The organism is Rhodococcus sp. KBS0724, from assembly GCF_005938745.2.
Classification (GTDB): domain Bacteria; phylum Actinomycetota; class Actinomycetes; order Mycobacteriales; family Mycobacteriaceae; genus Rhodococcus_F.
The window spans coordinates 6,356,077-6,382,661 of sequence record NZ_VCBX02000001.1 but is presented as its reverse complement, the minus strand read 5'-3'; the positions used below and the strand labels follow the sequence as shown (position 1 = coordinate 6,382,661).

The 26,585-nt window shown below is 61.5% G+C and carries 21 protein-coding genes and 1 pseudogene; 10 read left to right on the top strand and 12 right to left on the bottom strand.

The features are described from left to right. Positions 1-113: 113 nt before the first annotated feature. Positions 114-1,280, bottom strand: coding sequence for a pyridoxal phosphate-dependent aminotransferase (locus FFI94_RS29425; RefSeq protein ID WP_221937772.1), 1,167 nt, complete (start codon positions 1,278-1,280; stop codon positions 114-116). Positions 1,281-1,556: 276 nt separating this feature from the next. Between FFI94_RS29425 and FFI94_RS29420 the strand changes: the two genes are divergently transcribed. The 6 genes from FFI94_RS29420 (at position 1,557) to FFI94_RS29395 (ending at position 10,053) form a co-directional block, all read left to right on the top strand. Next, complete coding sequence (locus FFI94_RS29420) at positions 1,557-2,366, top strand: LamB/YcsF family protein (protein ID WP_138870946.1); 810 nt, start codon at positions 1,557-1,559, stop codon at positions 2,364-2,366. Then, complete coding sequence (locus FFI94_RS29415) at positions 2,363-3,091, top strand: allophanate hydrolase subunit 1 (protein WP_138870945.1); 729 nt, start codon at positions 2,363-2,365, stop codon at positions 3,089-3,091. The genes FFI94_RS29420 and FFI94_RS29415 overlap by 4 nt, the downstream gene beginning before the upstream one ends. After that, positions 3,088-4,089, top strand: coding sequence for a biotin-dependent carboxyltransferase family protein (locus FFI94_RS29410; RefSeq protein ID WP_185993343.1), 1,002 nt, complete (start codon positions 3,088-3,090; stop codon positions 4,087-4,089). The genes FFI94_RS29415 and FFI94_RS29410 overlap by 4 nt, the downstream gene beginning before the upstream one ends. Positions 4,090-4,168: 79 nt before the next feature. Then, the gene (locus FFI94_RS29405) at positions 4,169-5,497 is read left to right on the top strand and encodes an MFS transporter (protein ID WP_138870943.1); all 1,329 of its coding nucleotides are present in this window, start codon (positions 4,169-4,171) and stop codon (positions 5,495-5,497) included. Positions 5,498-5,596: 99 nt separating this feature from the next. Further along, the gene (locus FFI94_RS29400; RefSeq protein WP_185993342.1) at positions 5,597-9,349 is read left to right on the top strand and encodes an NAD-glutamate dehydrogenase domain-containing protein; all 3,753 of its coding nucleotides are present in this window, start codon (positions 5,597-5,599) and stop codon (positions 9,347-9,349) included. A gap of 29 nt (positions 9,350-9,378) precedes the next feature. Beyond that, complete coding sequence (locus FFI94_RS29395) at positions 9,379-10,053, top strand: YoaK family protein (protein WP_138870941.1); 675 nt, start codon at positions 9,379-9,381, stop codon at positions 10,051-10,053. Here the strand turns inward: FFI94_RS29395 and FFI94_RS29390 are convergent. From FFI94_RS29390 to FFI94_RS34415, 3 genes and pseudogenes are all read right to left on the bottom strand, one after another. Further along, positions 10,024-11,100: an alpha/beta hydrolase gene (locus FFI94_RS29390; RefSeq protein WP_138870940.1), complete on the bottom strand. Its 1,077-nt coding sequence runs from the start codon at positions 11,098-11,100 to the stop codon at positions 10,024-10,026. The genes FFI94_RS29395 and FFI94_RS29390 overlap by 30 nt on opposite strands. A 323-nt stretch (positions 11,101-11,423) precedes the next feature. Then, positions 11,424-11,936: an O-acetyl-ADP-ribose deacetylase gene (locus tag FFI94_RS34420; protein ID WP_260684526.1), complete on the bottom strand. Its 513-nt coding sequence runs from the start codon at positions 11,934-11,936 to the stop codon at positions 11,424-11,426. Between the two features lie 111 nt (positions 11,937-12,047). Beyond that, positions 12,048-12,890 (bottom strand): annotated as a pseudogene (locus tag FFI94_RS34415) (ADP-ribosylglycohydrolase family protein); the annotation flags it as partial. Positions 12,891-12,950: 60 nt separating this feature from the next. On the opposite strand from FFI94_RS34415, the gene FFI94_RS29380 reads away from it, so the two are divergent. Genes FFI94_RS29380 through FFI94_RS29370 form a run of 3 tightly spaced genes read left to right on the top strand, consistent with a single transcriptional unit; the run spans position 12,951 to position 15,266 of the window. Continuing rightward, positions 12,951-13,622, top strand: a complete 672-nt coding sequence (locus tag FFI94_RS29380) for an NrtR DNA-binding winged helix domain-containing protein (RefSeq protein WP_138870938.1) — start codon at positions 12,951-12,953, stop codon at positions 13,620-13,622. 50 nt (positions 13,623-13,672) lie between these two features. Further along, on the top strand, positions 13,673-14,806 hold the full coding sequence (locus tag FFI94_RS29375; RefSeq protein ID WP_138870937.1) for a dihydrodipicolinate reductase: 1,134 nt from the start codon (positions 13,673-13,675) through the stop codon (positions 14,804-14,806). Further along, positions 14,787-15,266 (top strand): carboxymuconolactone decarboxylase family protein, encoded by a 480-nt coding sequence (locus FFI94_RS29370; RefSeq protein WP_138870936.1) that lies wholly within the window; start codon positions 14,787-14,789, stop codon positions 15,264-15,266. The genes FFI94_RS29375 and FFI94_RS29370 overlap by 20 nt, the downstream gene beginning before the upstream one ends. A 2-nt stretch (positions 15,267-15,268) precedes the next feature. Here the strand turns inward: FFI94_RS29370 and FFI94_RS29365 are convergent, their stop codons facing one another. Genes FFI94_RS29365 through FFI94_RS29340 form a run of 6 tightly spaced genes read right to left on the bottom strand, consistent with a single transcriptional unit; the run spans position 15,269 to position 23,046 of the window. Beyond that, positions 15,269-16,057 (bottom strand): SDR family NAD(P)-dependent oxidoreductase, encoded by a 789-nt coding sequence (locus FFI94_RS29365; protein WP_138870935.1) that lies wholly within the window; start codon positions 16,055-16,057, stop codon positions 15,269-15,271. Then, entirely contained in the window at positions 16,047-17,792 is a 1,746-nt protein-coding gene (locus FFI94_RS29360) for an amidohydrolase family protein (protein ID WP_138870934.1), read from the bottom strand. Before FFI94_RS29360 ends, FFI94_RS29365 begins: the two co-directional genes overlap by 11 nt. Continuing rightward, positions 17,789-19,450, bottom strand: a complete 1,662-nt coding sequence (locus tag FFI94_RS29355) for a class I adenylate-forming enzyme family protein (RefSeq protein ID WP_138870933.1) — start codon at positions 19,448-19,450, stop codon at positions 17,789-17,791. The genes FFI94_RS29360 and FFI94_RS29355 overlap by 4 nt, the downstream gene beginning before the upstream one ends. Before the next feature lie 19 nt (positions 19,451-19,469). Then, positions 19,470-20,510: an NAD(P)-dependent alcohol dehydrogenase gene (locus FFI94_RS29350; protein WP_138870932.1), complete on the bottom strand. Its 1,041-nt coding sequence runs from the start codon at positions 20,508-20,510 to the stop codon at positions 19,470-19,472. Continuing rightward, positions 20,507-21,661, bottom strand: a complete 1,155-nt coding sequence (locus tag FFI94_RS29345; protein ID WP_138870931.1) for a serine hydrolase — start codon at positions 21,659-21,661, stop codon at positions 20,507-20,509. Before FFI94_RS29345 ends, FFI94_RS29350 begins: the two co-directional genes overlap by 4 nt. Next, entirely contained in the window at positions 21,658-23,046 is a 1,389-nt protein-coding gene (locus FFI94_RS29340) for an NAD(P)/FAD-dependent oxidoreductase (protein ID WP_138870930.1), read from the bottom strand. Before FFI94_RS29340 ends, FFI94_RS29345 begins: the two co-directional genes overlap by 4 nt. 175 nt (positions 23,047-23,221) lie before the next feature. On the opposite strand from FFI94_RS29340, the gene FFI94_RS29335 reads away from it, so the two are divergent. After that, positions 23,222-23,851, top strand: coding sequence for a TetR/AcrR family transcriptional regulator (locus tag FFI94_RS29335; RefSeq protein ID WP_138870929.1), 630 nt, complete (start codon positions 23,222-23,224; stop codon positions 23,849-23,851). A 21-nt stretch (positions 23,852-23,872) separates the two neighbouring features. On the opposite strand, the gene FFI94_RS29330 is transcribed toward FFI94_RS29335, so the two are convergent. Together FFI94_RS29330 and FFI94_RS29325 are read right to left on the bottom strand one after the other, a co-directional pair. After that, entirely contained in the window at positions 23,873-24,820 is a 948-nt protein-coding gene (locus FFI94_RS29330; RefSeq protein WP_260684410.1) for a hypothetical protein, read from the bottom strand. Further along, positions 24,810-26,582, bottom strand: a complete 1,773-nt coding sequence (locus FFI94_RS29325) for a sulfite reductase subunit alpha (RefSeq protein ID WP_138870928.1) — start codon at positions 26,580-26,582, stop codon at positions 24,810-24,812. Before FFI94_RS29325 ends, FFI94_RS29330 begins: the two co-directional genes overlap by 11 nt. Positions 26,583-26,585 lie beyond the last annotated feature (3 nt).

The following is a 26,585-nucleotide window of genomic DNA, read 5'->3' as shown; positions in this document are numbered from 1 at the left end:
AGTAAGAACGTTCTCATCAGCGAGTTCCCCGGGCTATCTCGACAAAGCTGAACTGATGGCGGCGTCGACATCGAGCTAGGTCATGGTAACGCACCAGCAGTTCAGCTCTCCGTTTACAGCTGCGTGAACACCCTCTCCAGCCGGTCGAGGCCTTCCTTCAGGGTGGGAATGTCAGCGGCAAACGAGAGTCGTACGTGGCCTTCTCCGCTCGGCCCGTACTCGGCGCCCGCACGTACCGACAGACCACCCTCGAGCAACAGGCGGGCGACGTCGGACGAGAGCGCGGTACCGGGGTACTTGACGAAGGCATAGAACGCGCCATCCGGGACGACCATATGGGCACCTGCGATTGCCGCGATCCGCTCGACGACGTAGTCGCGCCGGGCTCGATACTCGGTCAGCATCGGCGACGTGAGCTCGGCTCCGGAGCGGAGCGCTGTCAGTGCCGCGCGTTGTACCGCCGCGTTGACGGATCCGTTCATCGTCCGATGGACAAGACGGATATCCGCCGCAATCGGTGTCGGCGCGACGACGTAGCCGATTCGCCACCCCGTCATCGCATACGTCTTGGACAATGTCTGGATGTAGACCAGCCGACCACGAAGTTCCGGGACCGCGAGTGCAGGCGCGAAGTTCGTGTCGTCGTAGATGAGGTTTGCATACGCCTCGTCCACGAGAACGAGCGTCTTCTCGTCCAGGACTTCCGTGAGAGCGGCCAGTTCTTCTCTGCCGAACACTGCGCCGGTGGGGTTCACCGGATTGCAGAGAATGATCATTGTTGCGTCGGACGCGTGTTCGGCGATCCTGTCGAGATCGAGATGATGATCGTCGCGGTTGGAGACGTAGACGACGGACCCGCCGGCCAGCTCGACGGCATCGAGGTAGAGCGAATAGGTAGGTTCCGGCAGTAGAACCTTGTCGCCGGGATTGACCAGCGCCAGGATCGACGCCGTGATGGCGGCCGCGCCGCCGTGGGATACCAGTACGTCTTCCGCGCCGATCGGATAACCGGCAATCGCGCTGCTCTGCACTGCGATCAGCTCGCGTAGCTCCGGATCACCGTTGAGATCGACGTAGTGAGTATGACCCTCTCGGAGGGCGGCTATCGCCGCTTCGGTGATCGGCACGGGCGTATCGAAATCAGGTTCGCCCATGTTCAACGCGACAACGTCCGCAGGTGGCGGTGATCCGGCGGGGCGGAGCGATGCGGCACGCACTCGTTCGACTGCCAGTGAGCTGTGCGATGCGGCGGTGGTGGGCGGTGCGAACGATGAGCTCACGGTGGGCCTTTCGAATGAATGACGGCTGGATGTAGTGGTTGGTGGAGCGGTGCAGAACAAAATGCGAACGTATTCTCATTTATATCAGTCCTGATGCTTCGTGTCGCCCCTCATGTATCCGTCCGAAGTTAGGGCTGATCGGGCAAGAAGTGTCCACATCAATGGGTTTCGGGGATGTTACATTTTCCCCGACTTTGATCTACGGGCTTGCGCTCTCGCTTTCAAAACGAGAAGCTTGTATCAGTTTCCCGTATCGCCCCATAGCAGGAGTAGCGCATGACAATGGTGGACCTGGTTGCAGATGTCGGTGAATCGTTCGGCGCGTACCGCCTGGGCGATGACGTCGCGCTTCTCGATGTCCTGACGTCGGCCAATGTCGCGTGTGGGTTCCATGCCGGCGATCCGCGCGTCATGGACAGCACGGTTGCACAGTGCGCAGAGCGTGGAATCGCGGTGGGCGCGCATCCGAGCTTCCCGGATCTTGTCGGATTCGGCCGTCGCACTATGGATCTCACGCGAGACGAGATCTGTTCGGACGTGCTCTATCAGGTGGGAGCTTTGCATGCCTTCGCAGTGTCGCACGGAACCAGGATTTCGCACGTCACACCGCACGGGCGGCTCGGCAATCTGGTGGTGACGGACGACCGGTACGCGCACGGCGTCCTGGATGCCGTTCTTCGCTACGACCGGGACCTGTTGATAGTGACGCAGGAAGGACGCCTGGCGGAACTTGCGCGCGAAGCGGAGGTGCGGGTTGTTCTGCTGGGCTTGGCCGATCGCGCATACAACGCGGACGGCACCCTGGTCTCGCGGCAGAACCCGGGTGCCGTCATCACCGATCCCGATCTGGTAGTGGACCGAGTCGTGCGTATGGTTCGGGACGGATCGGTGGTGGCAATCGACGGAAGTGAGATCGCCGCGCCGTGTGATTCCGTTCTGTTGCACGGGGACACGCCAGGTTCCGTGGAACTGGCGCAGAGGATTCGCCGCGGACTCGACGCAGCGGGAGTTACTGTTGCGCCGATGTCCCAGGTGCTCGACGCTCGGCAGTTGCTGTCGGTAGGCAACTCGGCGGATCGAACGTGACGGCGGCCGCTGTGTCACCGCTGCGTACGGCAGACTTGCGGGTCGAGGACTACGGTGACGCAGCTGTGATGGTGACGGTCGATGGCGTAACGGCGACGCTGGCCTGGCCACGGTTGCATGCGCTTGCCGGACGTCTTACAAACCTCGATATCGCCGGAATCGAAGGTATTGTAGCGACTTTCGACAGTATTCTGATCGAGTTCGATCCGCGCGACGTGGCAGTGGAAACACTGTGCGAACTGATTCACCGATCCGACGGCTCGCCGATCGAAGGGGGACGGGAGGTTGTCACACACCGTGTTCCGATGATCTACGGAGGCGATGACGGACCTGATCTGAGCAGTGTGGCAGACGAACTCGGGCTGACTGATGCGGAATTCGTTGAATGCCATTCGAACGCTTTGTGGCGCATAGCATTTCTCGGTGCACCCGCAGGGGCTCCGGTCCACGACGGCTCTCCCTTCGCCGACTCGATTGCGCGGTGCACGCAACCGCGACTTCGGGTGCCTGCCGGTTCGGTGGCGGTCTCCGGTCATCAAGGTGTCATCTACCCCATCGATACCCCCGGCGGGTGGCGACTGGTGGGCAGGACACCGCTGACCGTCATCGATATAGCAAAAGATCCGCACGTTGGTTATGTTCCAGGCGATTTCATCAGATTCGTGCCCGTCAGCGCCGACGAGGCCGAGTCTCTGATCGGTGTGCCGATGGGTGGTTGGCCGTGAACGCGAACTTGACCGTTCTTGTCTCGGGTCGGGCCGCGATCACCGATCTCGGACGGTTCGGATCAGCACACCTGGGGATCCCGTCAAACGGGGCGTCCGACCAATACAGTGCACGGGTAGCGAATATCCTGGTCGGCAACGTCGACAGCGCGCCGTTGATTCAGATAACGGCGGCAGACTTCTCGTTCCGAACAGACGTACCGATTCTGTTGGCCGTCACGGGTGCCCCGGCCAGGCTCTTCGTCGACGGGGTGGAGGTGCCGTCGTGGAGTCCGGTGTGTGTTCCGGCGTCGGTACGCGTCGACCTGCGCATGTCCGGCTTCGGTATGCACGCTTACCTGGCTGTCAAGGGTGTCATGTCGACAGAGTTCTTTCGTGGCAGTTGTGCTCCGGATTCGCTTCTTGCTCTTGGACGTTCATTGCAGCCGGGCGGCTCGATCGAGATCGAGTCGGACTACCGCCCGTTTGTTCACCCGTACTTGCCGCAGCCGCTCTTCGCATTCTCGCCACACATACCGATATTCGCGCACGTGTGGAACCTCGACGTTCTCACCGGCCCCGAAGCGGGCCAGTTCGGGGATTCGATCAATGAACTGACGGAATCGAGCTTTACCGTCGACGCACGCAGTGACCACGTCGGTACACGCCTCGACGGTCCGACGTTCAAACGCTCAATCCGTACCGAAATCCTTTCACGCGGTGTACCTTTGGGTGCGATCGAAGTTCCACCGTCCGGCGCGCTCATCGCCTTGCAGCGCGGGAGGCCGATAACGGCCGGGTATCCGGTTATCGCAGTGGTCGCCCGCGCGTCGCGAGATGCTCTAGGGCAACTCCGTCCGGGTGACTCGGTGCAGTTCCGCTTCGTTACACGGGCGTCGGCTCTCGAGAAGAACGACGCCGTCCACAGCCGACTCGACACACTTCGGCAACGTGTTTCTCTGGCATTCGATTCTGTCGGAATGACATTCGGAACCACGAAAGAATCCGTCCAGCTCTAGACGCTTCGGCGTCGTCATCTTTCAATTTCGTTGATCAGGAACTAGATTCGCGATCGGCGACCACAAACACAGGACTGTCATGACTACAACCAACAAACCGCCGGGGCAGAAAACGATTGCTGCCGAGGAGAAGAAGCGTTTGCGCAAGACGACCGTCGCCGGCAGTCTCGGCGTCTTCGTCGAGTTCTACGACTACGGCGCGTACGGTTTCCTCGCGGCCACCATTGCCAAGGTGTTCTTCCCGGACAGCGGTGGACCTGCTGCAATGATCATGACGTGGGGCATCTTCGGGCTCACGTTCTTCGTTCGGCCGCTGGGCGGCATCGTGATCGGCTCGTTTGCCGATCGAATCGGCAGGCGTGCGGCACTTGTACTCTCGCTGACCTTGATGACCGGTGCGACCACAGTGATAGGCCTGCTACCGGGATACGAGACGATCGGCATCGCCGCTCCCATCCTGCTGTTGGCCATGCGGTTGATCCAGGGCTTCTCCGCCGGCGGCGAGGTGGCCAGCGCCATGTCGTTCGTGGGGGAGAGCGCACCGGACAATCATCGGGGTTTCCTGATGTCCTGGTGCCAGGTCGGCTCGTTCTGCGCGCTGCTCACCGGAACGTCTCTTGGTGTTCTGCTCAGCCGGGCGCTCTCCGAGGAAGCCATGCTCAGCTGGGGCTGGCGCATACCGTTTCTGATCGCGGCACCCATCGGCATCCTCGGGTACTACATCCGAAAGAAGTTACAGGACACACCCGTCTTCGCCGAGGCACGTGAGTCGGACGAGATCGTCGACAGCCCGCTGAAAGCGACTGTCACCGACAGTTCCACTCGTCGGAAGATGGGTCTGGCCATCGGTCTCACCCTGCTCAACAGTTCCGGGTACTACATCCTGTTCAGCTACATGCCGTCGTATCTCAACAAGGAACTGGGTTTCACTCAGCTCGCCGGATTGACGGTGACCGCGGTGTCGCTGATCGCCATCATCATCGCCATCCCGATTGCCGGAACAGTGTCGGACCGAATCGGGCGCAAACCGGTGCTTCTCACCTCCTCGATCGGACTGACGCTGTTGGTGGTCCCGTGCTACATGCTGATGAACCTGGGTAACGTCGGTGCGGCTATTGCGGGAGCGGTGGTCATGGCAGTGCTGTTCGCCGGCCATTCCGGAATCATTCACTGCGTGATGGTGGAGTTGTTCCCGACTCGGGTGCGAGGAACTGCCTATTCCCTGGGCTTCAACATCTCCACCGCGGTTTTCGGTGGTGCTGCACCTCTGATCATGACGGCAATTATCACGGCGACCGGAAACCACAGTGTTCCAGCATATTACGTTGTTCTGACAGCGATCGGCACGACGATTGCCGTCTTGATCTCCACCGAGAACTCGCGGATCGCTCTGGACAAGGTCAGCTAGAACTGATCCGGTCCGGTTGTTCCCCGAGATTCACTCCGATGTTTTCCATTTCCGTGTCCACAGCTCGGCAGGGGTTGACAAGTTATGAATATCGCTCGTATGAAGAAGGATTCATCGAATATCGAACAACTGGATCGGGCCTCGGCGCAGTGGCTGCAACGCTACGTCAGCGACGCTCGAACGGGATCTCCGGCAAACCCTGCCGGAGTGGGTGTCGAGATACTCGCCATCGCGGAGTCGGCGTCGCGAGTGATCGTGGAGGTCGATGCGCGGTGCTTGGCCGTCGAACATGTGTCTGCGATCGAAGAGATTCTCTGTGACCGACTCGCAGCGAGGTTGCTGCGCCCCAGTTTCTCGCTCACGCAAGGCACACAGGCATACGTGCACTGCATACTCGACTCGGCCAGTACCGGTTTCGAACAGTCGACGCTCACCGACATCGAGGAGTCGATCCATCGTGTTGTCAGCGGGTGGAGCGGGGAATTCGCGACACTTGTTTCGGGTCGCAACGTGCCGATCTCTCTGCGAGAACACTATTCGCAGGTTCTTCCTGAAGAGTACCGCCATGAGGTGAGCCCGGTGCGGGCGATCGAAGACGTACTCAGAGTGGAAAGTCTCGGCAACGGCTCCGTCGACGTAGTTCTCGATGTAGCGAATTCCGGAGCGCATGTACTTTCCCTCTACGTGCTCGGGCGGTCCATACCGTTGAGCGCCGTGCTACCCGTCCTGCGCGATCTCGGCACCGACGTTGTCGACGAGAAGCACTATCCCGTCGAGAGAGTCGATGGATCCCAGGCATGGATCTACCGATTCACACTTACCTCCGCGAGTGCTCGGAACCATGCTCCGTCGTCGCCATCGTTGGCGCCGAGATTTGCAGAGGCATTCCTGTCCATGTGGGACGAGGCGGTGGAGTCCGATGGTCTCGGTGCTTTGATCGTCGGCTCCGAACTCGACGTGCGGCAGATTGCAGCGCTCCGGGCGTATTCTCACTACCTTCGCCAGAGCGGATTGCCTTACAGCCTTGCGAGGATCGAATCCGTATTGCGTGAACACTCGAAAATTGCGACAGCACTGATCGAATTGTTCGAAGTCAGACATGATCCGGCGTTCGACGCCGAGGCACGCTCGCTTCGTGCGGGTTTGCTCACGGAAAGGATCGTCGGATCGATCAACGACGTGGCCGAACTGGACGCGGATCGAATCCTCCGTGCCCTACTGAGTTTGATCGACAACACGTTGCGGACCAATTACTTCTACCGTGACGCGGGCGTGTCCGACCCGTTTCTGGCGCTCAAGTTCGACTCGAGAATCATCGACGTGCTGCCGTACCCGCGGCCTCATTTCGAAATCTTCGTGGATTCGCCGAGGTTCGAGGGAGTGCATCTTCGATTCGGCGGTGCGGCGCGAGGTGGTCTACGTTGGTCGGATCGTCGAGAGGATTTCAGAACCGAGGTCCTCGGCCTGGCAAAGGCACAGTCCGCGAAAAACGCAGTCATCGTCCCCGTTGGGGCGAAGGGTGGATTCGTCGTCAAAGAATCGTCAGCTCGACGTAGTGGGGACTCCCCGAACAACGAAGGCTGTGACTGCTATCGGATGTTCGTGACGGCGTTGTTGCGTCTGACGGACAACGTGGATTCGGTAACGACCGCTGTGGTCCCAGCTCCCGGGATCGTGCGGCACGACGGCGACGACTATTACCTGGTCGTTGCTCCGGACAAGGGTACTGCGCGATTCTCGGACTTGGCCAATGCCGTTGCTGTGCAGCGAAATTTCTGGCTGGGTGACGCTTTTGCCTCCGGCGGTTCGGTCGGATACGACCACAAGGAGATGGGCATAACTGCGCGCGGTGCATGGACGAGTGTGCGCCGTCATTTCCTGGAACGGAACGTGGACGTCGATCGAGACGACTTCACCGCAGTCGGCATCGGCGACATGAGCGGTGACGTCTTCGGCAACGGCATGCTGCTGAGTCGTCATCTCCGATTGGTTGCGGCGTTCGACCATCGGCACATCTTCCTCGACCCGAACCCTGATCCCTCGGTGTCCTACGAAGAGAGGAGCAGGCTGTTCCACCTGCAGCGCAGTTCGTGGGCAGACTACGACCGGGCCCTCATCAGCACTGGCGGCGGTGTTTTCGACCGAAGCGCCAAGTCGATTCCCCTGACCGAAGAGGTGCGGTCCGTGCTGGGTATCAGCGCACAGATCGACACGCTCACCCCGGCGGCTCTGATCTCACGTGTGCTCACGGCTGACGTAGATCTGTTGTGGAACGGTGGGATCGGTACATACGTGAAGGCTGCCGATGAGTCACATCTACAAGTCGGTGACAAGGCCAACGATCTTGTTCGGGTCGACTCGAATCAGTTGCGGTGCAGTGTCATCGGTGAGGGTGGAAATCTGGGACTGACGCAGCGGGCGCGCATCGATTTCAGTCTTCGTGGTGGCCACGTCAATACCGACGCGCTCGACAACTCCGCCGGAGTGGATTGCTCGGATCATGAGGTCAACATCAAGATCCTGCTCGATTCGGTGGTGAAACGTGGCGAGCTCAGCGAGGACGAGCGTAATTCGATGCTGGCAAGCATGACCGACGACGTTGCGAACCTGGTCCTGGCAAACAATCGCGCCCAGAACGATCTCTTGGCCACCGCGAGAGCCGAAGCGATCCGGATGGCCGATGTGCACCAGCGTCAGATCGACAAGCTCGAAAGAGATTTCGCGCTGGATCGAGAGTTGGAGTTCCTGCCGAGTGACGACGAGATTGCGCTTCGACTCGAAAACCATGCGCGAGGCCTGACGTCGCCGGAACTCGCTACGTTGTCGGCACACGTCAAGCTGTCGCTGAAGGCCGATCTTCTTCGACACGACCTGATCGAGGACGAACACTTTGCCGGAGCCTTGGTCGAGTACTTTCCGCCGCTTCTGCGTGAGCGGTTCGGAGGTCACATCATCTCGCACCCCCTCGCCCGCGAGATCGTTGCCACGGTGATCGCGAATCGGGTTGTGGGCAATGGAGGGCTTTCCTACGTATTCAGACTGGCGGACGAATCCGGAGTCGATGTCGGCGACGCTGTTCGTGCTTTCGAAGTTGTCCGTGCTGTTTTCGGCTTGGAGTCGATCTGGCAGCGCATACGCGGTGGCGAGATTACCGTTCATGTCGCAGATCAGTTGATTGTCGAATCGAGGCGACTGTTGGACCGTGCTGCGCGGTGGTTCCTGTCGAATCGGCCGCAGCCGCTCGATATCGCGTCCGAGATCGCGCGATTCGGAAAGCTGGTCAGTACGCTGTCGCCACACGTCCCCGGTTGGATGCAGGAGTACGACCGAGCCAACGTCGCTGTGCGTAGTGCTCCCGCAGTGGAGGCAGGCGTGGACCGAGACGTTGTCGACGAGGTGTACGGCTTGCTGGATCTATACGGTTTGTTGGACGTCGTCGAGATTGTGGTGGCCACCGACCAAGATCCGAGGCTCGTCGGTGAGCTGTACTTCATGGTCAAGGATCGGCTGGAGATCAACCGGTTCCTGATGGACGTGTCCGGGTTGGACAGCCACGACCGCTGGGATTCGCTTGTACGGCTCACTCTGCGTGACGAGCTGTACGAGTCGGTCCGTCTGGTGACCCTCGATGTGCTGTCCGTCAGTTCGTCGTGTGGCGCAGTGCCCGATGCGAGCGCAGCGACGCGTCTGCGATCCTGGGAAGAGCGGAACAGCGCGATCATCGGACGCGCGCGGTACACGTTGTCAGACGCCCACGCGGGTAGAGGCGGCAACCTTGCGACGCTTTCGGTTGCGGCCAGGAGAATTCGTTCGCTCGCGTCTACGGTTCAGACCGTGGGGGAACCACTGTGAATCATCGCTGAGTGTGTCAGGCTTTTCGGGTGTCGGGATACAGCAGATCACTCATCGGGTTGGCGATAGCCCTGGCCGGGCTTGCCGGCTACGTCGACGCGATCGGATTCATCGTTCTCAGCGGACAGTTCGTGTCGTTCATGAGCGGCAACATGACTCAGATGAGCGTCTCGATCGCCGACGGCTTGTGGGTGGCCGCGCGAGTCCCTGCGGCGGTGATTGCGGTATTTCTGCTCGGTATCGCGCTGGGCACTGTGATCACGTTTGTGACGGAACGTTATTCGGTTCGGACACGCAAAGTTACGGTGCTGACGGTGGTCACCGCATTATTGGTAGTCGGCGCCGTGCTGAGTAGCTTCGAGATCACTCCCGGCGCGGTCACCGCAATGGCGTTGGCCATGGGTACGGTCAATTCGGTGTTTCAGCGGGACGGCGAGGTGACCATAGGCGTCACGTACATGACGGGTGCGCTGGTGAAAATGGGTCAACGGTTGACGGGCGCATTCCTCGGTGGCCCGCGGTGGGCGTGGCTGCAGCACTTCGGAATGTGTGCGGGTCTGATCGGCGGTGCCGTCCTCGGAGCCCTTGCGCATCGATGGATCGGCATTCACGCACTCTGGCCGGCAGCGGGAACTGCTGCCGGCCTGACGGCGGTGGCGTGGCGCGTGACACCGTTACGCGGAAACAGACCCTCGGTTTCCTGAGACGCCGACGCGCAGTGCTCCGCACGCCTCGAGCATCGCGTCTCTCCCGGTGTGACCAACGCCGACGGTGTTGACAAACGCATGGATCAATCCGCTGTGTCGACGAAGAGCGACGGAAACACCTGCCTCGCGCAGTTTTTCGGCATATGCCTCACCTTCGTCTCGAAGTGGATCGAATCCGGCGACAGCGACGTACGCCGGGGCGAGGCCGGTGAAATCAGGTGCCAGGAGCGGAGACACCCGAGGATCTGCCGCTGATGCACCACCCGTGAGATAGTGCTCGGTGTACCAGTCGAGTTGAGCGTCGGTGAGAAAGAAACCGGTTCCGAACATGCTGTGGGAGGGTCGTTTCGACGACAGATCCACCCACGGGAAGAAGAGTAGTTGGAAGGCGGGCGAGACGGCGTCCGCCGCAGTTTCCTGCGCTACCGTGGCAGCGAGGTTGCCTCCCGCACTGTCACCGCCGACCGCTATCGAGTTCGGGTCGATTCCGAGGTCGGCCGCGTGGGAAACGCAGTACCGAAAAGCGTCCACCGCATCATTGCGGCCGGCCGGAAACGGATGTTCCGGCGCGAGGCGGTAGTCGACGGCCAACACTGCGACCTCGGCGTAACGAGCGAGGAATCGGCAGACGCTGTCACCGCTCTCCAGGCTGCCGAGCACAAAGCCGCCGCCATGGAAATACACCAACAGTGGCGGCGTTTCGGGGAGTCCGGCAGGGCGGTACAACCGCGCGGGTATCGTCCGGCCGTCGGCGGGGATCTCGAGATCGCGCACGGATTCCACCTCGGTGGGCTTGCCGCCGAACAGCGCAGATTCCGCGTCGATCTGCGCGCGTCCGGCATCGAGGGGAAGGTGTTCGAAGCTAACCCCTTCGACCGCACTGAGCAGGCGTAATGCCAATTGCACTTCGGGTTCCAAGCTCTGGCCGTCGATGCGCACCGGTGTGCCGCCCAAAACCCGTTGGACTGCGGTCGGGAGTGCGCCGACTACATCGAGCACCACCCGAGCGACTCGATCTTGGGCTGACATCTTCTGGGTGCGCATAGCGTCCTCTCGTCGGCAGTATCGGCATTGGCAGGCGCCCGATGATCATGACGCTACGAAAGGTCTGGACCGTTGTCCAGGACTGCTGTGATTCGGAGTGCGTCGACTGTATCGAGGTGAGTGACAACACATTGCACGTAACCAGAAGTTACATATACTCATTTTCAGAAAAGTGTTTCCCCTCCGAGTTCGAAAGAGGTGCGCATCATGGGTGTAGTAGTCATCTCACTGCTCGTTGCCGCTGTGCTGACGGCACTGGCCACCAGTGACGGTGCGGGTCTGGACTTCGGAAGCCGGCAGTTGAGTCGCCGGATGAGGGTTCGCTAGTTCTCGAGGGCTCGCCGGATCACATCTGCCGACGCTTTGTCGTAGGCAACCAGAATGACGTTGTCTACAGCGGTGTTCGCAGAGAGAATTGCCGTAACTGCCTGTCTTGCAGCGTCTTCCTTGGGCCAGCCGTATACGCCCGAAGAGATGAGCGGGAAGGCGACGGTCCGGGCGCCCAGGGAGTCGGCCACGGCCAGGCTCTGTGTATAAGCCGACCGGAGCTGCGCAGACCGGTCCTGTGAACGAGAGTATCGAGGGCCGACAGTGTGGATCACGTTGCGCGCTTTCATCTTTCCTGCCGTGGTGGCGACGGCTTCGCCCACCGGCAAACCGTCGAGCAGGCTCGAGGATCGCAAAGCCTTGCACTCTTCGAGGATTTTCGGGCCGCCGGCGCGGTGAATGGCACCGTCGACGCCTCCGCCGCCGAGGAGAGCGGTGTTGGCGGCGTTGACAATTGCGTCGACGTCGAGAGTGGTGATGTCGCCTTCGACGACGGAAATGGTGGGCATCGCTTCTCCTGTGGTGTTGAGCGCGAGACTGGTGTTTACGGCGAGACGGATCAAGTCGGTGGAGGTGTACCCCGGCCACCCGTGCATGATGCGGCGCCACCGCTCCGGTATCGCCGATGCTCCCCATCGGGCGCCGAGTAGGCCGCCGGCAATAGCTGCGGTGGTGTCGGTATCTCCACCTGCCCGGACTGCGGCTTCGAGCGCGTCCGGCAGGTGCTGCGCACCGCTGCTGTCGGTGGAAGTGATGGCCCACCACGCCGTCTGGAGTGCGTGAACTACCCAGCCGTTCTTCGAGAAGTCTCGCGGGTTTCCGTTTTCGGCCTGATCGAGCAGCGGTCGCCAGTAGTCGGCCATTTCCTGATCGGCGACGGACAGATAGTCGCGGACACCGTCGAAGTTTCCTTCGATCACGGCATGGCGGATGGCATAGGTCCACATCTGGCACGCCTGACCGGCCTGCGGATCGTCATGAGTGAGTGCGCCGATCTTCAACGCGGCATCGGCGGCACCCTGGGGGTCGTCCAGATAAGCCAGCGCAACGGGCGCAGTGCGCATCAGTGAGCCGTTGCCGCCCTTGAGTCCACTGACCGCCTTCGCGCGAGCTGCCATGGCCGCCGCGTTCGGAGAACGGGCAGACAGCACTGCCCGGGTCTGATTGCCGATATCCTCGGGTTTGGAGTCGTACCACCGAATAAATTGCGCTGCAATGGCATCCAGGCCGTCAGTGCTGGCGAGATCGATTCCGGTTGCGGCCACTTCGGCGATGGCTACGGCCATCGAGGTGTCGTCCGTCCACTCGCCCGGTGCCCACTTGAACGGGCCGCCGCCGATCATGTCGATTGTTGCTGCGACATTCGGGTACGTGAACTCGTATCCCGCGCCCAGTGCGTCTCCGGCTGCCGTGCCGAGTAGTACCCCGGCTGCGCGATCGGCCTGTTGTTCGTTCAGTCTCACGTCCACCCCTTTGCGTAACTTTGCGCTAACGATAGATCATGATTGAGCTAACATGCAAGAGTGAATGAATGGACAGATTCGAGTGGCAGATCGCTCACTGATTATCCGAGGCCGTCGGTCGCTGTCGACGTTGCCGTTCTGACCTACTCGGACGATGCCGTGAAAGTGCTCGTGGTCAAGCATCGGCTGGGCAAGTTCGCCCTTCCCGGCACGTTCCTCCATGAACACGAATTACTCACTGCCGCAGCAGATCGAGCCTTGCAGTCCAAGGCGGGCCTGGAGAATGCAGAGTTTCACCAACTCGCAATTCTCGACAACCCGAATCGTGATGACAGGGGATGGGTCTTGTCGGTCGCGCACGCCGCCGCGGTCCCGGAAACCGACTTGCCGGTTGGTGCGATCCTCCTTGATGTCAACGGAGCCTCGGGCATGGCCTTCGATCACACCGAGATAGTCGGCTTGGCGCTCGCAGACCTCCGGAGCCGATATGCCAGAGCGCTGGACCCGGCCGGATTTCTCGGTGACACGTTCACCGTCCCCCAATTGCGGCAACTGTACGAGGTGCTCTTCGATCGTGAATTGCAGAAGGACAGCTTCCGGCGCCATGTCGTCGACGCGCTGATCAGTACCGGGGAATATGTGCGGGCGACTACGGGCAGACCGGCCGAACTGTATCGGCGCAGCCCCGGCGGAAGTCTCCCGCCGCAAGCCCTGGTGTTCCTCACCGGGTAGATTCGCGCATTCGACCGTGACAACCACCTCGGAATGGGTACTGTCCGAATATGGATGACCGTGACGCCTCGTCGAAGATCCGGACGGTTGTGTGGGGGACGGGAAACGTCGGCCGTGCCTCGATTCGGGCCGTGGCAGCCAATCCGGCGCTCGAACTCTGCGCAGTTATCGTCGCAAATCCCGACAAGGTCGGCCGAGACGCGGGCGACCTTGCGCAACTCGGGTACCGGTTGGGCGTAGTTGCCACCGACGATGCCGACGGCGTCCTCGCCACGGCTCCCGACGCCGTGGTCTACGCAGCTTCGGGCGAGATTCGACCGGACGACGCGATCGCGGATATCACCCGGGCACTGAACATCGGCGCTGTGGTGGTGACACCGTCGGTCTACGCCTTCTACGACCATCGTTCGACACCGCCGGAAGTGCGAGATCCCGTAGAAGCAGCAGCCAAAGCCGGTGGCGGCGCACTGTTCGTCTCGGGCGTCGACCCAGGCTGGGGAAACGACATTCTGCCGGTGATGATCTCGGGGCTGGCCGGCACCATAGATCAGATCCGGTGCCAGGAGATTTTCGACTACACGACCTACGAGCAGCCTGATTCGGTGCGCTACCTCGTCGGTATGGGTCAGCCGATGGAGTACGACCCCCCCATGGTCGCGCCCGGCGTCCCGACGATGGTGTGGGGCGGACAGATTCGGCTCATCGCGCGTGCATTGGGCGTTGAACTCGACGGTATCAGCGAGACCTTGCTGCGCCGGGCGCTCGACGAGACGGTGACCACCGAACACATGGGTGAATTTGCCGCCGGAACCCAGGGCGGTTTGCGATTCGAAGTTCAGGGAATTGTCGACGGCAAACCGTTGATCGTCATCGAACACATCACTCGCATCCACCCGTCGTGCGCTCCTGATTGGCCGACGCCACCAGACGGTGGGGACGGAGCGCACAAGGTCATCATCGAAGGCCGCCCGCGCATCGAGGTAAACGTCGAGGCGACCGACGAGGGCGGAAACCGTGCTGCCGGTGGAAATGCCACTGCTGTCGGACGTCTCGTCAACGCAATTCCGTGGTTGCGAGCTGCCGATCCAGGCCTGTACGACGCGCTCGACGTCCCACTCACCCCCGGCGTCGGCAAACTCGGCGCCGATACCTGGAGGACCGAATATGAACATCGACATCCCTGAGGGCAAGAATCCGATCGGCTATGTGTGGGGCGAGATGGTTCCCGGCATCGGACCAGCCGCAGCCGCGTTCTCGCAAAAGGTGTACTCCGACACCACTCTCGGTCTGCGAGAGTTCGAGGCCGCTCGTCTGCGTATCGCTCAGATCAACGGGTGCATTTTCTGCCAGGACTGGCGAACCGAACGTGATGGTGTAACTGTCGAACCCGAATTTGCGCAGGCCGTCACCGACTGGCGAACTACCGACCTCTTTGACGACAGGACGCGATTGGCCGCCGAATACGCCGAGCGGTACGCGATCGATCATCACGGATTGGACGACGAGTTCTGGGAACGTATGAGTGCCCACTACTCTCAAGCCGAAGTCGTGGAATTGAGTATGTGCCTCGGATCGTGGTTGGCCTTCGGCAGGCTCAACCACGTCCTCGGCCTCGACACGCAGTGCGTGCTGCCCGGCAGCTGACTTCAGCTGCCGAGTTTGGTCAGATCCGGGTAGTTCGACACTTCCCAGCCGCCGTCGACCACCAATGACGTTCCGGTGATGTAGGTGGCGTCGTCGCTCGCGAGATAGAGACAGGGAGCGGCAATTTCTTCGGGAGTTGCCGCTCGGGCCATCGGGATTCGATCCAGGAACATGTCGCGGGCGGGTTCGTAGCCCATCACCGGCGCAACCAGTGGGGTGTCGACCAAGCCAGGGAGAACGGCGTTGACCCGGATTCCCGACGCTGCGAGTTCGATCGCGGCATTCTTGCTGAACATCTCGACGCCGGCTTTGCCGGTGGCATAGGCACTTCCGTACGGGCTCGGTATATGCGCATTGAGCGAGGAGACATTGACGATTGCTCCGCCCCTTCCATGCTCGCGGATATGGCGCGCCTCGTGTTTGGTGCAGAGGAACACGCCCTTCTGTACCAAATCGATGGTGAAGTCCCAATCCGCCTCGTCGAGGTCGACAATCGGCCCGACCCGCGACGCTCCGGCGACGTTGAACGCGATGTCGATCCCGCCGAATTCCGCTGCGGCAGAAGCAATAGCCTCAGCGACATCGGATTCCTTGGTGACGTCGGCTGGTGCGGCGAGGAATGAACCGTCATGTTGGGCCGCGATCTCCTTCAGCGCACCCTCGGAGATGTCGATGCCCGCGACGCGCGCACCTTCGCTGATGAGGCGCAGCGCAATAGCCGCGCCGATACCCGACGCTGCGCCGGTGACTACAGCGGTTTTCCCGGCAAATCTGGACGTGTTAATGGGCACCTGCCTTCAAGAATTTTCCGGTCCGGCGGTTGCCGAGAACCGGTGCTGCTTCGCCGTCACCGAACACGTACTCGCCGCCGACGAATACCGCGGTCACGGTCTGGTCGTTACGGTTGACCATGCGAGAGAGATTGTCGTACTCCACAACCGGGCTCTCCGCGTAGGTGTCGAGTGAATCATCGAGATGGGCGGGATCGATCACAACCAGGTCGGCACGGTCACCCAATCGAAGGTGCCCCGCGTCGACGTCGTACCACTCGGCAAGTTCACCGGTGAGACGGTGCACTGCGGCCTCCACCGTCATGAAGGGCCGACCGATCTTCTGGGCGTCGTAGACTCGGCGAAGCAGTCGCAGCCCGAAGTTGTAGAACGCCATGTTGCGCAGATGGGCTCCGGCGTCGGAGAATCCGAGCTGCACCCCGCTGTCCTGAGCGAACTTGTCCAGGATCTCGGGACGGTGGTTGGAAATGGTTGTGCGCCAGCGAACCTTGGTTCCGTGCTCGAGAACCAGATCCAGAAATGCGTCGACCGGGTGGATGCTGCCGCGCTCGACACCTACCTGACCGAAGGTCTTGCCCACCAGCGAAACATCCGGGCAGGAAACGATTTCGGCATCGAAGAAGTCGCGGTGCCATACCTTGACGCCGAACTTCTGGTCGTAGTCCTTACGGAATTGCCGACGGTACTCCTCGCTCTGCATCAGAACGTTGCGTTCCATCTCGTCCGTCAGATGCAGTGCGGCGGCGCCGGACCCGAATTCTTCGAAAACGACCAGATCGATTCCGTCGGCATACACCTCGAAGGGGACGGGGAGATGCTGCCAGCGCAGGTCACCGCCGAGTCGATTGACCAGATGCGCCAGCGGTCCGAGAATTGCCACGGCGAACTTGTTGGACTTGATATCTGCCGCCGAGAGCATGCTCGTCTTGAGTCGCTTACGCCAGAGACCCACACTGGTGAACGCCATCGCGCCGGTACTCAGTGGGTTGGTGGGGTCGGGTCCAGCCTGAAACACGCGTCCCCGGCGACGCAGGATCGCGTTGAGTCGGCGTCGTTCCTTCGTGGTGGCGTACGTCGACGGCAGAGTTCGTGAGCGGCAGGTTTCGCCATCGAGTTTGTCGAACAGCAACTGCTGCCCGGACATTCCGACGAAGCCGGCGTCGAGCGCTTCGGTCAACTGCGCTTCCATCGACGCGAGTTCGGCGTCTGTGGGGTGCACGTCCTTCCGCGTTGCACGGTCCAGTCCCATTTCTGCGGCCCGCATGTCTGAGTGCCCGATGAACGCTGCCACATTGGGGCCCAACGGAAGCGATTCGAGCGCGGCGATGTACTCACTCGCGGAATTCCAGGTCTTGGCCCGCGTGAGTGCCTCGACGACGTGCTTGCGGGGGATTGCTTCGACGCGGCCGAAGAGATCCCCGGCGTCGGACGGGCTGGCGTGAATGGTGGACAGGGAACACGATCCGACAAAGATCGATGTGACCCCGTGCCTGAGGGATTCGCTCAGTGCCGGGCCTTCGAGGATCTCGACGTCGTAGTGCGTGTGAATGTCCACGATTCCCGGAATCACCCACTTGCGCCGGGCGTCGATGACTTGGGGACAATCGGTTTCGTCGAGGGGATCGAGGGAGATGGCGGTGACCAGGCCGTTCCGGATTCCCAGATTGCGGACGGCCGGTTTTGCCCCGGTACCGTCGAACCACAGACCATTGTTGATCACAGCGTCGTAGGTCACGAGACAACCACCTTTGCGCGAATTGTTTTTCCGGTTGCGTTGCGGGGCAGAGGAGTTGTGCTCAGTTTCCATTTCACCGGCACCTTGAAGTAGGCGAGACGTTCAGCGACGTAGCCGCGTAGTTCCTCTTCTGTCGCGGCGCCCTCGCTGCGCAGGACGACGACGGCAGCCACTTCTTGGCCGAGATCTGCCGAATCGATACCGATCACAGCGCATTCGAGCACAGCCGGATGCTCGTCGAGGCACTGTTCGATCTCGAGGGGGTAGACGTTTTCGCCGCCGCGCAGGATCAGGTCGGATCTGCGCCCGGTGAGTCGAAGTCGACCGTCTTCGAGAACGCCGTAGTCGCCGGTCCGGAGCCATCTGTCGGGACCGATGGCGGCAGCGGTGGCGGCGTCGTCGTTCCAGTACCCCAGCATCACATACGGACTGCGCGCACAGATTTCGCCTTCCTCGCCGTCAGGGACTGCAACACCGAATGGGTCGCGGACCTCCACATCGACGCCGATGATGGGCCGTCCGAGTGTTCCAGGGAATGCGGCAAGTTCCGGGGGCGTGGCAACCGAGATGCCGGTGGAGGATTCGGTGAGCCCGTAGCTGTCCACCAGAGCGTGCTGCGCAAAAGGTAGCTGTGCGCGCAGACGCTCCTGCAAGGCCGGAGACGACGGCGCTGAAGCCAATGCAAAGGCGCTCAACGACGTCAGGTCGTATTTCCCGAGATCGCCGTGCTCGAGCAGACGACTTGCCATGGTGGGTACAACAGCCCAGTTGGTCACCTTCTCGCGTTCGACGAGGGAGAGGACTTCGTCGACGTCGAAGGCGCCCTGGTGGATGACCACGGCTCCGCCCGTGGCCAGTCGTGGAACTGCCAAGTTGTGCAGGCTCGCGATGTGAAACAGCGGTGCGGTCAACAGGTAGCGCAGATCGCTCGGACGGCCATCGCTGGGTTTCCCGGTGAATGCCGCAGCGAGGCGGTCGCTGTATCGGTGATAGTCGATGACCGCCAACACGTTTCGGTGGCTGTGAACCGCTCCTTTCGGACGTCCGCTGGTGCCGCTCGTGTAGAGGATGACGGCCGGATCGTCCTCGTCGACCACAGTACGAGGAAGCTGCGATCCCGAGTACTTCTCGATCAGGGCCGGCACATCCGCTTCCATCGTGAGAATCGGAATGTCGGTGTTCAACCCGGCGAGGATCTCTGTGCGCTTGGCATCGGCGATCACCACGGTGGGGGTGGTGTGTTCGATTCCGTACTCCACTTCACGCGCCACCCACCACGAGTTGAAACCGACGGCGATGGCCCCGAGCGCTTGGGCCGCCCAGAACGTCATCACCCATTCGGGGGTGTTTGCAGCAAGAATGCCCACGCGATCACCCTTGCGAACGCCGTGCTGCTCGCGGAGCGCTGTGGCCAAGGCCGCCACGGCTTCACCGTGCTCGCGGTAGCTGAAGCGGCGGTCCTTGGTCACCAGGTAATCGCGGGAATCGTAATCGAAGGACGCAGCGAGTACGTCGCCGAGTGCCTTGTCACGGTTCTTCATGACAAGCATCGCACTGCCCAGGACGTCTTCGACGCCCATTTCGAAAGGCCCAGCGGGGCCGGTCAACCCGGCCATGACGGACGCGATGTATGCCTGTGTATCAGCGGGAGTGGTCACGTGTAGCACCTTTCGAGAATTAGGGTACGAGCACTGCGCGTCCGGTGACCTTGCCGTGTTCGAGACGGTCGAGAGCGTCGCGGGCATCAGCAAGTTCGAAGCGGGCCACTTCTACCGTTACCAGACCGGCTCGAGCCAGGGCGATGGAATCGACAAGGTCGTTTCTGGTGCCGCCATACGACTTCCGGACCGACGCACCCCAGGGCCAGCCAGGTCCGCCCGCCGCTTCGGCTGTGATGCCGGGGTTTCCGCCGCCGAGGCCGACCATGCGGTAGGCGCCGTTCGGTGCAACGGATTCGACGGACATCTGGGCGGTGGCATCAACACCGACGAAGTCGAAGACAACTTCCGCGCCTCGGGCCGATGTGAGATCCAGGATCTGGCGCGCGGTGTCCGGTCCGGACTCGAGCGTGATGTCGGCTCCACACCGCTTCGCGAGGTCCAGTTGATCCTGGCCGACGTCGACGGCGATGATGCGCACCGCGCTGATCGCTCGAAGTATCTGTACTGCAACATGTCCGAGACCACCGATACCGATCACCACGGCGGTAGTGCCGGGCTGCAGATGGTCACGTGCACCGCGGATGGCGTGGTAACTGGTGAGCGCGGCATCGGCGAGCGGCGCGGCCTGAAGGAAGTCGAGATCTCCGATGGGGACAAAGGAGCGGGCCGGGATCTTCACATATTCCGCCATGCCGCCTTCGGGGCCCAATCCAGGACACGGCGGCATTGCGGTTCGTCCGGCGGCGAGGCACATGTTCTCGTTACCGCTCATACATTCTCGGCACTGCCCACACGACCAGCACAGGTAGACGACGCCCCGTTCCCCGACGGAACGGCCGTCGACGCCACTGCCGACGGCTTCGACGGTGCCGGCGATCTCGTGGCCGATTGTCAGCGGTTCTTCGCGCATCTTGTACGGAAAATGCAGGAGGTGCAGATCAGAGTGGCAGATGCCCGCTGCACCGACTCGGATCAGGAGTTCCGACGGGCCGATCTCGGGGATCGGTACGTCGTTGATCTCGAGGAGTCCTGGCCCCATGAGCTGAGCTGCCTTCATGAACTGACCTCGCTGACCTCGGAGTTGTATGCGGCGCTCAGATAGGCGTTGCTTCGATCGGATCCGATCAGACCTGGGGCCATCTTGTTCATGACGTAGGCAAAGGTCATCCGTCGGTCCAGGTCGTTGACCAGCATCGAGCCGCCGATGCCGGCCCACCAGCACGCGCGCCCGTCGGGAACGAGTGGTGCGGTGTCCGGGTGCGGCAGTCCGTAGCCGATACCGAACTTGAGCGGAGTCATGATCCCGAGGTCGATACCGTCGGATTGGACTTCGAAGATCAGGTCGATAGTGCTCTGCGAGAGCAACTTCTGGCCGTCGAGCTCACCACCGCACGAGATCAGTGATTGGACGCGAGCGATAGAACGGGCGTTGCCGTGGCCGTTTGCTGCGCCGATCTCAGCTTCTCGCCAGGGAGCGGTATTGACCTCGGGGTAGTCCAGCAGGGGGCAGGTCAGGGTCTTGATGAAGATGCTGTCCTGGTCGAGCGTGGATAGGTCGAATTCCAGCGCTGGCGGCGGAACGAGAGTGGCAATTCGGCCGAAATGCTCTGCGGACGTTCCGATGTGGAAGTCGGCGCCCAGCGGGCCGGCCAGCTCTTCGGCAAAGAACCTGCCGAGGGTTCGTCCGTCGATGCGGCGAATGACCTCGCTGATGAGGTGGCCGTAGTTGATCGCGTGATAGCCCGACGCTGTACCCGGCGTCCACCACGGCCGCTGGGTTGCGAGGCGGGCGGTGGACGTCTCGAGGTCGTAGATGTCCTTCAGTTCGATCGGGCGCTCCCAACCGGAGACTCCCGACGTGTGCGACAGCAGGTGTCGAACTTCGATGTCTTCCTTGCCATTTGCCGCAAATTCGGGCCAGTAGTGCGCGACCTTCTGGTAGACGTCCAGTTGGCCGCGTTCGACTAGGAGGAGAGCGCACAGAGCCGTCATCGTCTTGGTGATGGAGAAGGTGTTGACGATGGTGTCGCTGCTCCACGGAGTGGTGCGAGATTCGTCTGCGTATCCACCCCAGAGGTCCACGACGGATTCTCCGTCGACGGTGATGGCGATGGAGCCGCCGAGTTCCTCCCCGGTTTCGAGTTGAGCCTCGAAGGCAGTGCGGACGGGCTCGAACTCATTGCTGCAGTGGCCATTTACCAGGCTCATGCGCGATCCGCCTTCTCGAGTTCGTGTGCGGCTGCACGAGCGGTAACGGGTAGCTTGTTTCCCGAGGCCTCGGCACGCTTGGTGCCCTTGGCAATTTCCTTGTTCATATTGCGGACGTATGGATCGAACTCGAGCTGGATGGTGTGGCGCGGAGACTTGTAATAGGGGGCGAGGAAATATGCCTCGTCGGCCTTGGTGATCTCCTGCATTTCGCCGGCGGAGGGCAGTTGGTATTTACCGGTGAGGTAAGCCGCGACGAGCTTGCTCTGCTGCTCGGCGAAGTTGACGAGGGTCGGCATGGGCTGTGCCAGCCCCATGAAGAAGAGGTTGTCGATTCCGGGCTTCATCATTCGTTTGAAGAGTGGGAATCGGTTGTCCTTGTCCGGCAGCAAGTTCGGATCGCTGAAGAAGGGGAAGCTGATGTTGTAGCCGGTTGCGCAGACAATGACGTCGACATCTTCTGCGGTGCCATCCGCGAAGTGAACCTGCTTGCCGTCCAGTTTAGTGATGGCAGGCTTGAAGGAAATGTCGCCGGATCCGGCACGCCCCAGGAACTCGCCGCTGGCCGACGGGTGGGCCTCGAACGGGCGGTGGTCGGGTTTCGGCAGGCCGTAACCTTCCATGGTTCCGAGGTTCTTGCCGAGGAAACGACGACTCAGGAAAAGGCGTAGACCGCGGGGCATCCAGGGTGGGGTGATCAGTTTGTCGCCGGGCACTCCGCCCAGGTATTTCGGCAGGACCCAGACGCCACGGCGCGCCGAGACGGTGAGCTTCTCGGCGAGGTAGCGCTGCCCCAGTTCCGACGCAATGTCCAAGCCGGAGTTGCCCATTCCGACCACGACAACCTTCTTGCCGCGCATGTCGATCGGGTCGAACGGGTCGTTGTAGCTGTGGCTGTGCATCAGCACGCCGTCGAATTCGCCCGGGTAGTCGGGGATGTTTGGGTCCCAATGATGCCCGTTGCAGACCATCAGGACGTCGTACGTGCGGACTTCACCGTCGGAACGCGTGATTGTCCAGAGTCCGCTTGTATCACGTTCTGCTGCAACAACACTGGTGTTGAAGATGATTGACTCACGCAAGCCGAAATGCTCTACGTAGTCCTTGAAATACTGGAAGAGTTCGGAATGGTGCGGGAAATCGGGCAGGTCCGCCGAGACGGGAAAGTCCTCGAAAGCCAATCGCCACTTGGACGTGTCGATGTGCAGGCTCTGGTAGCAAGCAGACATCCCGTTGGGGTTCTTGTAGTACCAGTTTCCGCCGACTTCGTCGGATGCTTCGTAGCAGTCGAAGGGGATTCCGAATTCCTTCATCCGCTTGGCCGTGGTGATCCCGGACGGCCCGGCGCCGATGATGCAGACTCTCGGCAAATTCGTGGGACTCATAGCCATCGCTTTCTGTTCTGATCCGGACATGCGATATGAAGAATCGAAGCCCGAAAAGTGACTTGAGTCATAGTGCAACATTGACTGACGCTGTGTCAATGAATGACGCAATGTTGCTCGGTGACGATGAGTCGGCGATTTGCCAGAGCGCGCAAAGTAAACGACAGTAGACGGTGTGAGCACGGCAACGGATGGTCGGAAAGGCAAGCGGGGAACCCTGCGGGACGAGCAGAAGCGCGCAACGCGGGCCAAACTCGTGGACGCGGCACGCACTCTGTTCGAGGAACGCGGGTACGCGGCAGTCACGGTTGACGACATCGCCTCGGCTGTCGGATGCAGCAGGGCTACGTTCTACGTGCATTTCTCCAGCAAGGTGGAGATGCTGAAGACCATTGGCGAAGCCGGTATGGCTGCCAGTGCATTTACGTTCTACATGGATCTCGATCGCGTGCTCGACACACATTCGCGCGCGGAATTCACTGCGTGGCTGGGGCGTGCATTCGACTGGTTCGACGAGAACAAGCGGCTGCTGCCCGCATGGGACGAGGCGGTGGCGCTCGAGCCGGAATTCCGGATCACGGCGCGCGACGGGATCAGTGCATTGCCGAACGCGATGCCGAACTATCTGGACCGGTGGCCTGCGGATCAGCGCGACGAGGCCCGGTTGCGTGTCGAATTGCTGGTGAGCCAACTCGAGCGTTTCTTCACCCGTTGGGCCGTGCAGGGGACGATCGACGTCACCCGCGATCAGGCCGCCGAGGTGTTGACCGACATCTGGTTCCCGGCGCTCTCACCGACACAGTAGAAGTGCGCCGGAGCGCAGGAATCAACCGGCGGAAATGGAATTCATGACGTCTTCCCAAACACCCATGACCGCGGATTCGGTTGGGCCAGTTTGGGTGAAGACCGCCACGCACTTCCGGCGGAAGTCGTACACCTCGATCGAGCTGGTCAGTCCGTGAACGCCGTGGGTGCGGGTGAGCCAGCACTCCGAGACGCCGTTCAGATCGATCATTGTCCGGCAGGTGTCCGACGCCAAGGTCAGCGTCCCGCCGAACACGGCTGCGGCGTCGAGATCACCACGATGAATCTGTAGACAGCCGTTACCTGCGACGACGGTCGTGACGGGCAGCTGGTGGTAGGACAGGTGCTCCATCCCGGCGGCCATGAGGTGAGGATCGATTCTCCGGTAACCCAGGGCGCCCAGAGCGACCAATCCGCGGCGGCGTTCGCTGCCGCCGTCCGCGAGGATGAAGTCGAGTTGGGTCAGCTGATCGGCTTCCGCCCAGAATGCCGGCGTATTCGACATCGGGGTGAGAGGGCTTGTTTCCCTGACAATGTCGGGCGCGGTTCGCATCGCTTCGAAGGCGAGGCGATCGGAGGTCGGGGTCAAGTAGGTGGTGTGCGAACTCGATCCGTGGGTATCGAACATCCGGAGCGTCGGCGGCAGATGCTGCTCCGCGTCAGTGGTGACAACGCTGCCGAGTGCCGACGTATTCAATCGCAACGAGATTCGACCGGGAGAACAGATCAGTGGGTCACCAGGCGCCGTCGGAACCTCGTATTTGCCGGAGTCGTTGACGGCGACCGGCCCCGCCACGGTGATGGCGACGACGTCGTCCAAGAGAGGCAACATTTCACCGACTACCGCGGGTGCAGTGCCGATCAGTCCACCGCGGAATCCTGGACGCGCAAGCAGCGCATCCAGGTCCGACAGGCGTTCCACAGCCGCGCAACGGCATTCGTCACGGTGCGGGCACATCTCAGTAAACATCCCGTAGATACCGCTTCGATCGTTTGAGGTTGTTGACGTAGTCCTCAGCGGCATTCGCATCCAATCCGCCGTGCTCGGCGACCACTTCGTGCAATGCGTCGTCGACATCCTTTGCCATTCGGGTGGCGTCGCCGCACACGTACACGTGCGCGCCCTTTTCGAGCCAGGCGAACAACTCCCGGCCCTGCTCGCGCATGCGGGTCTGGACATAGATCTTCTCGGATTGATCACGCGAGAAGGCCAGATCGAGACGCGTCAGGACGCCGTCACGGGTCAGCCCGGTCAACTCGTCCTCGTAGATGAAGTCGCTCGACTGATGCTGATCACCGAAGAAGAGCCAATTCTGCCCCGACGCTTTGCGTGCGCGACGCTCGTGCAGGAAAGCACGGAAGGGAGCGATTCCGGTTCCCGGGCCGATCATCACGACGGGAGCAGTATCATCCGCGGGTAGGCGGAACGAATTGTTCTTGGAGACAAAAACTCCGACCCGATCGCCCTCGCCGACGCGGTCCGCAAGATAGGTCGAGCAGACGCCGCCGCGATCCCGCTCACCGGAGCGGTAGCGAACACTCGCCACCGTCAGATGCACGGTGCCGTCATGAGCGAGCGGGCTGGACGAGATCGAATAGACCCGATGCTGAAGCGGACGCAGGAGAGCAAGAAACTCTTCGGGATTCATCCGAACGCTGCTGTCCAACCGCAGGAGATCGAGAACGTCCTTGCCCCACAGCCACGCGTCGAGTGCTTCCCGATCTTCGGTGTCGAGAATGTGTTGCAGTTCGGCGTCTTCGCTGCGTCGGGCGATGTCCTCGATCAAATCGCGCGAGGGAATCGAGATCTCGTAGTCACTGGTCAACACCTGGTCTATCGGCGCCGCAGTGCCGTCTTTCGCGGTGACGACGTAATCACTGCTCACACCGAGTTGACAGACAATCGCGTCGACGAGAGCAGGGTCGTTGATCGGGCGGATACCCAATCCATCTCCCGCCGCGTAGTCCAGGCCGTCCTCGCCGAGCGCAAAGGTGAAGTGGCGGACTTCCTTTGCCGAGTCCACACCGGACAACAGCCGGTTGGCGAGGACTGTTGCAGGATAAGGGTTCTTGCGTGTCCACTGGGACTTGGTCTTCGCTGGAGCAGGCGCAACCGGCGACGCAGCGGCTCCCGCATCACCGTCAACGCCGGCCACCGCAGCGACGGCACGAACGATCCACTCGGCCGCAGCATCCTCGTAGTCGACGTCGCAATCGGTGCGGTCGACAACCCTGGTCCCGCCGAGCGCTTCGAAGCGAGCGTCGATGTTCTTGCCCGACTGGCAGTAGCCGTCGTAGCTGGTGTCGCCGAGCGCGAGCACGCCGAAGTAGAGGCCGTCCAATCTGGGCGCGCTCTCGGATTCGACTGCGTCCCAAAACAGCTGCGCGTTGTCAGGCATCTCGCCCTCACCGTACGTCGACGCGATCACGAGTACCCGGCGCATCGCCGAGAGGTCGCCAATGTCCACGGTATCGAGGCAGGCAACGAGGGGTTCCAATCCGTGGGCACGAGCAGCCGCAGCAGCGTCTTCGGCGACGGACTCCGCATTTCCGGTCTGGCTTCCGAAGAGGATGTGCACGGCTGCGCCGGCAGTTCTCTCCACTGTTGCTGTTGCAGTTCCGGTTTGTCCGGGCATGACGGTTCGCGAGTGTAGACCGGCCAGGAATCCGGAAAGCCACGCGCGCTGGTCGCCGGTGAATGGTGCGTATTCGGGGATGTACGGGATTTCCATGAT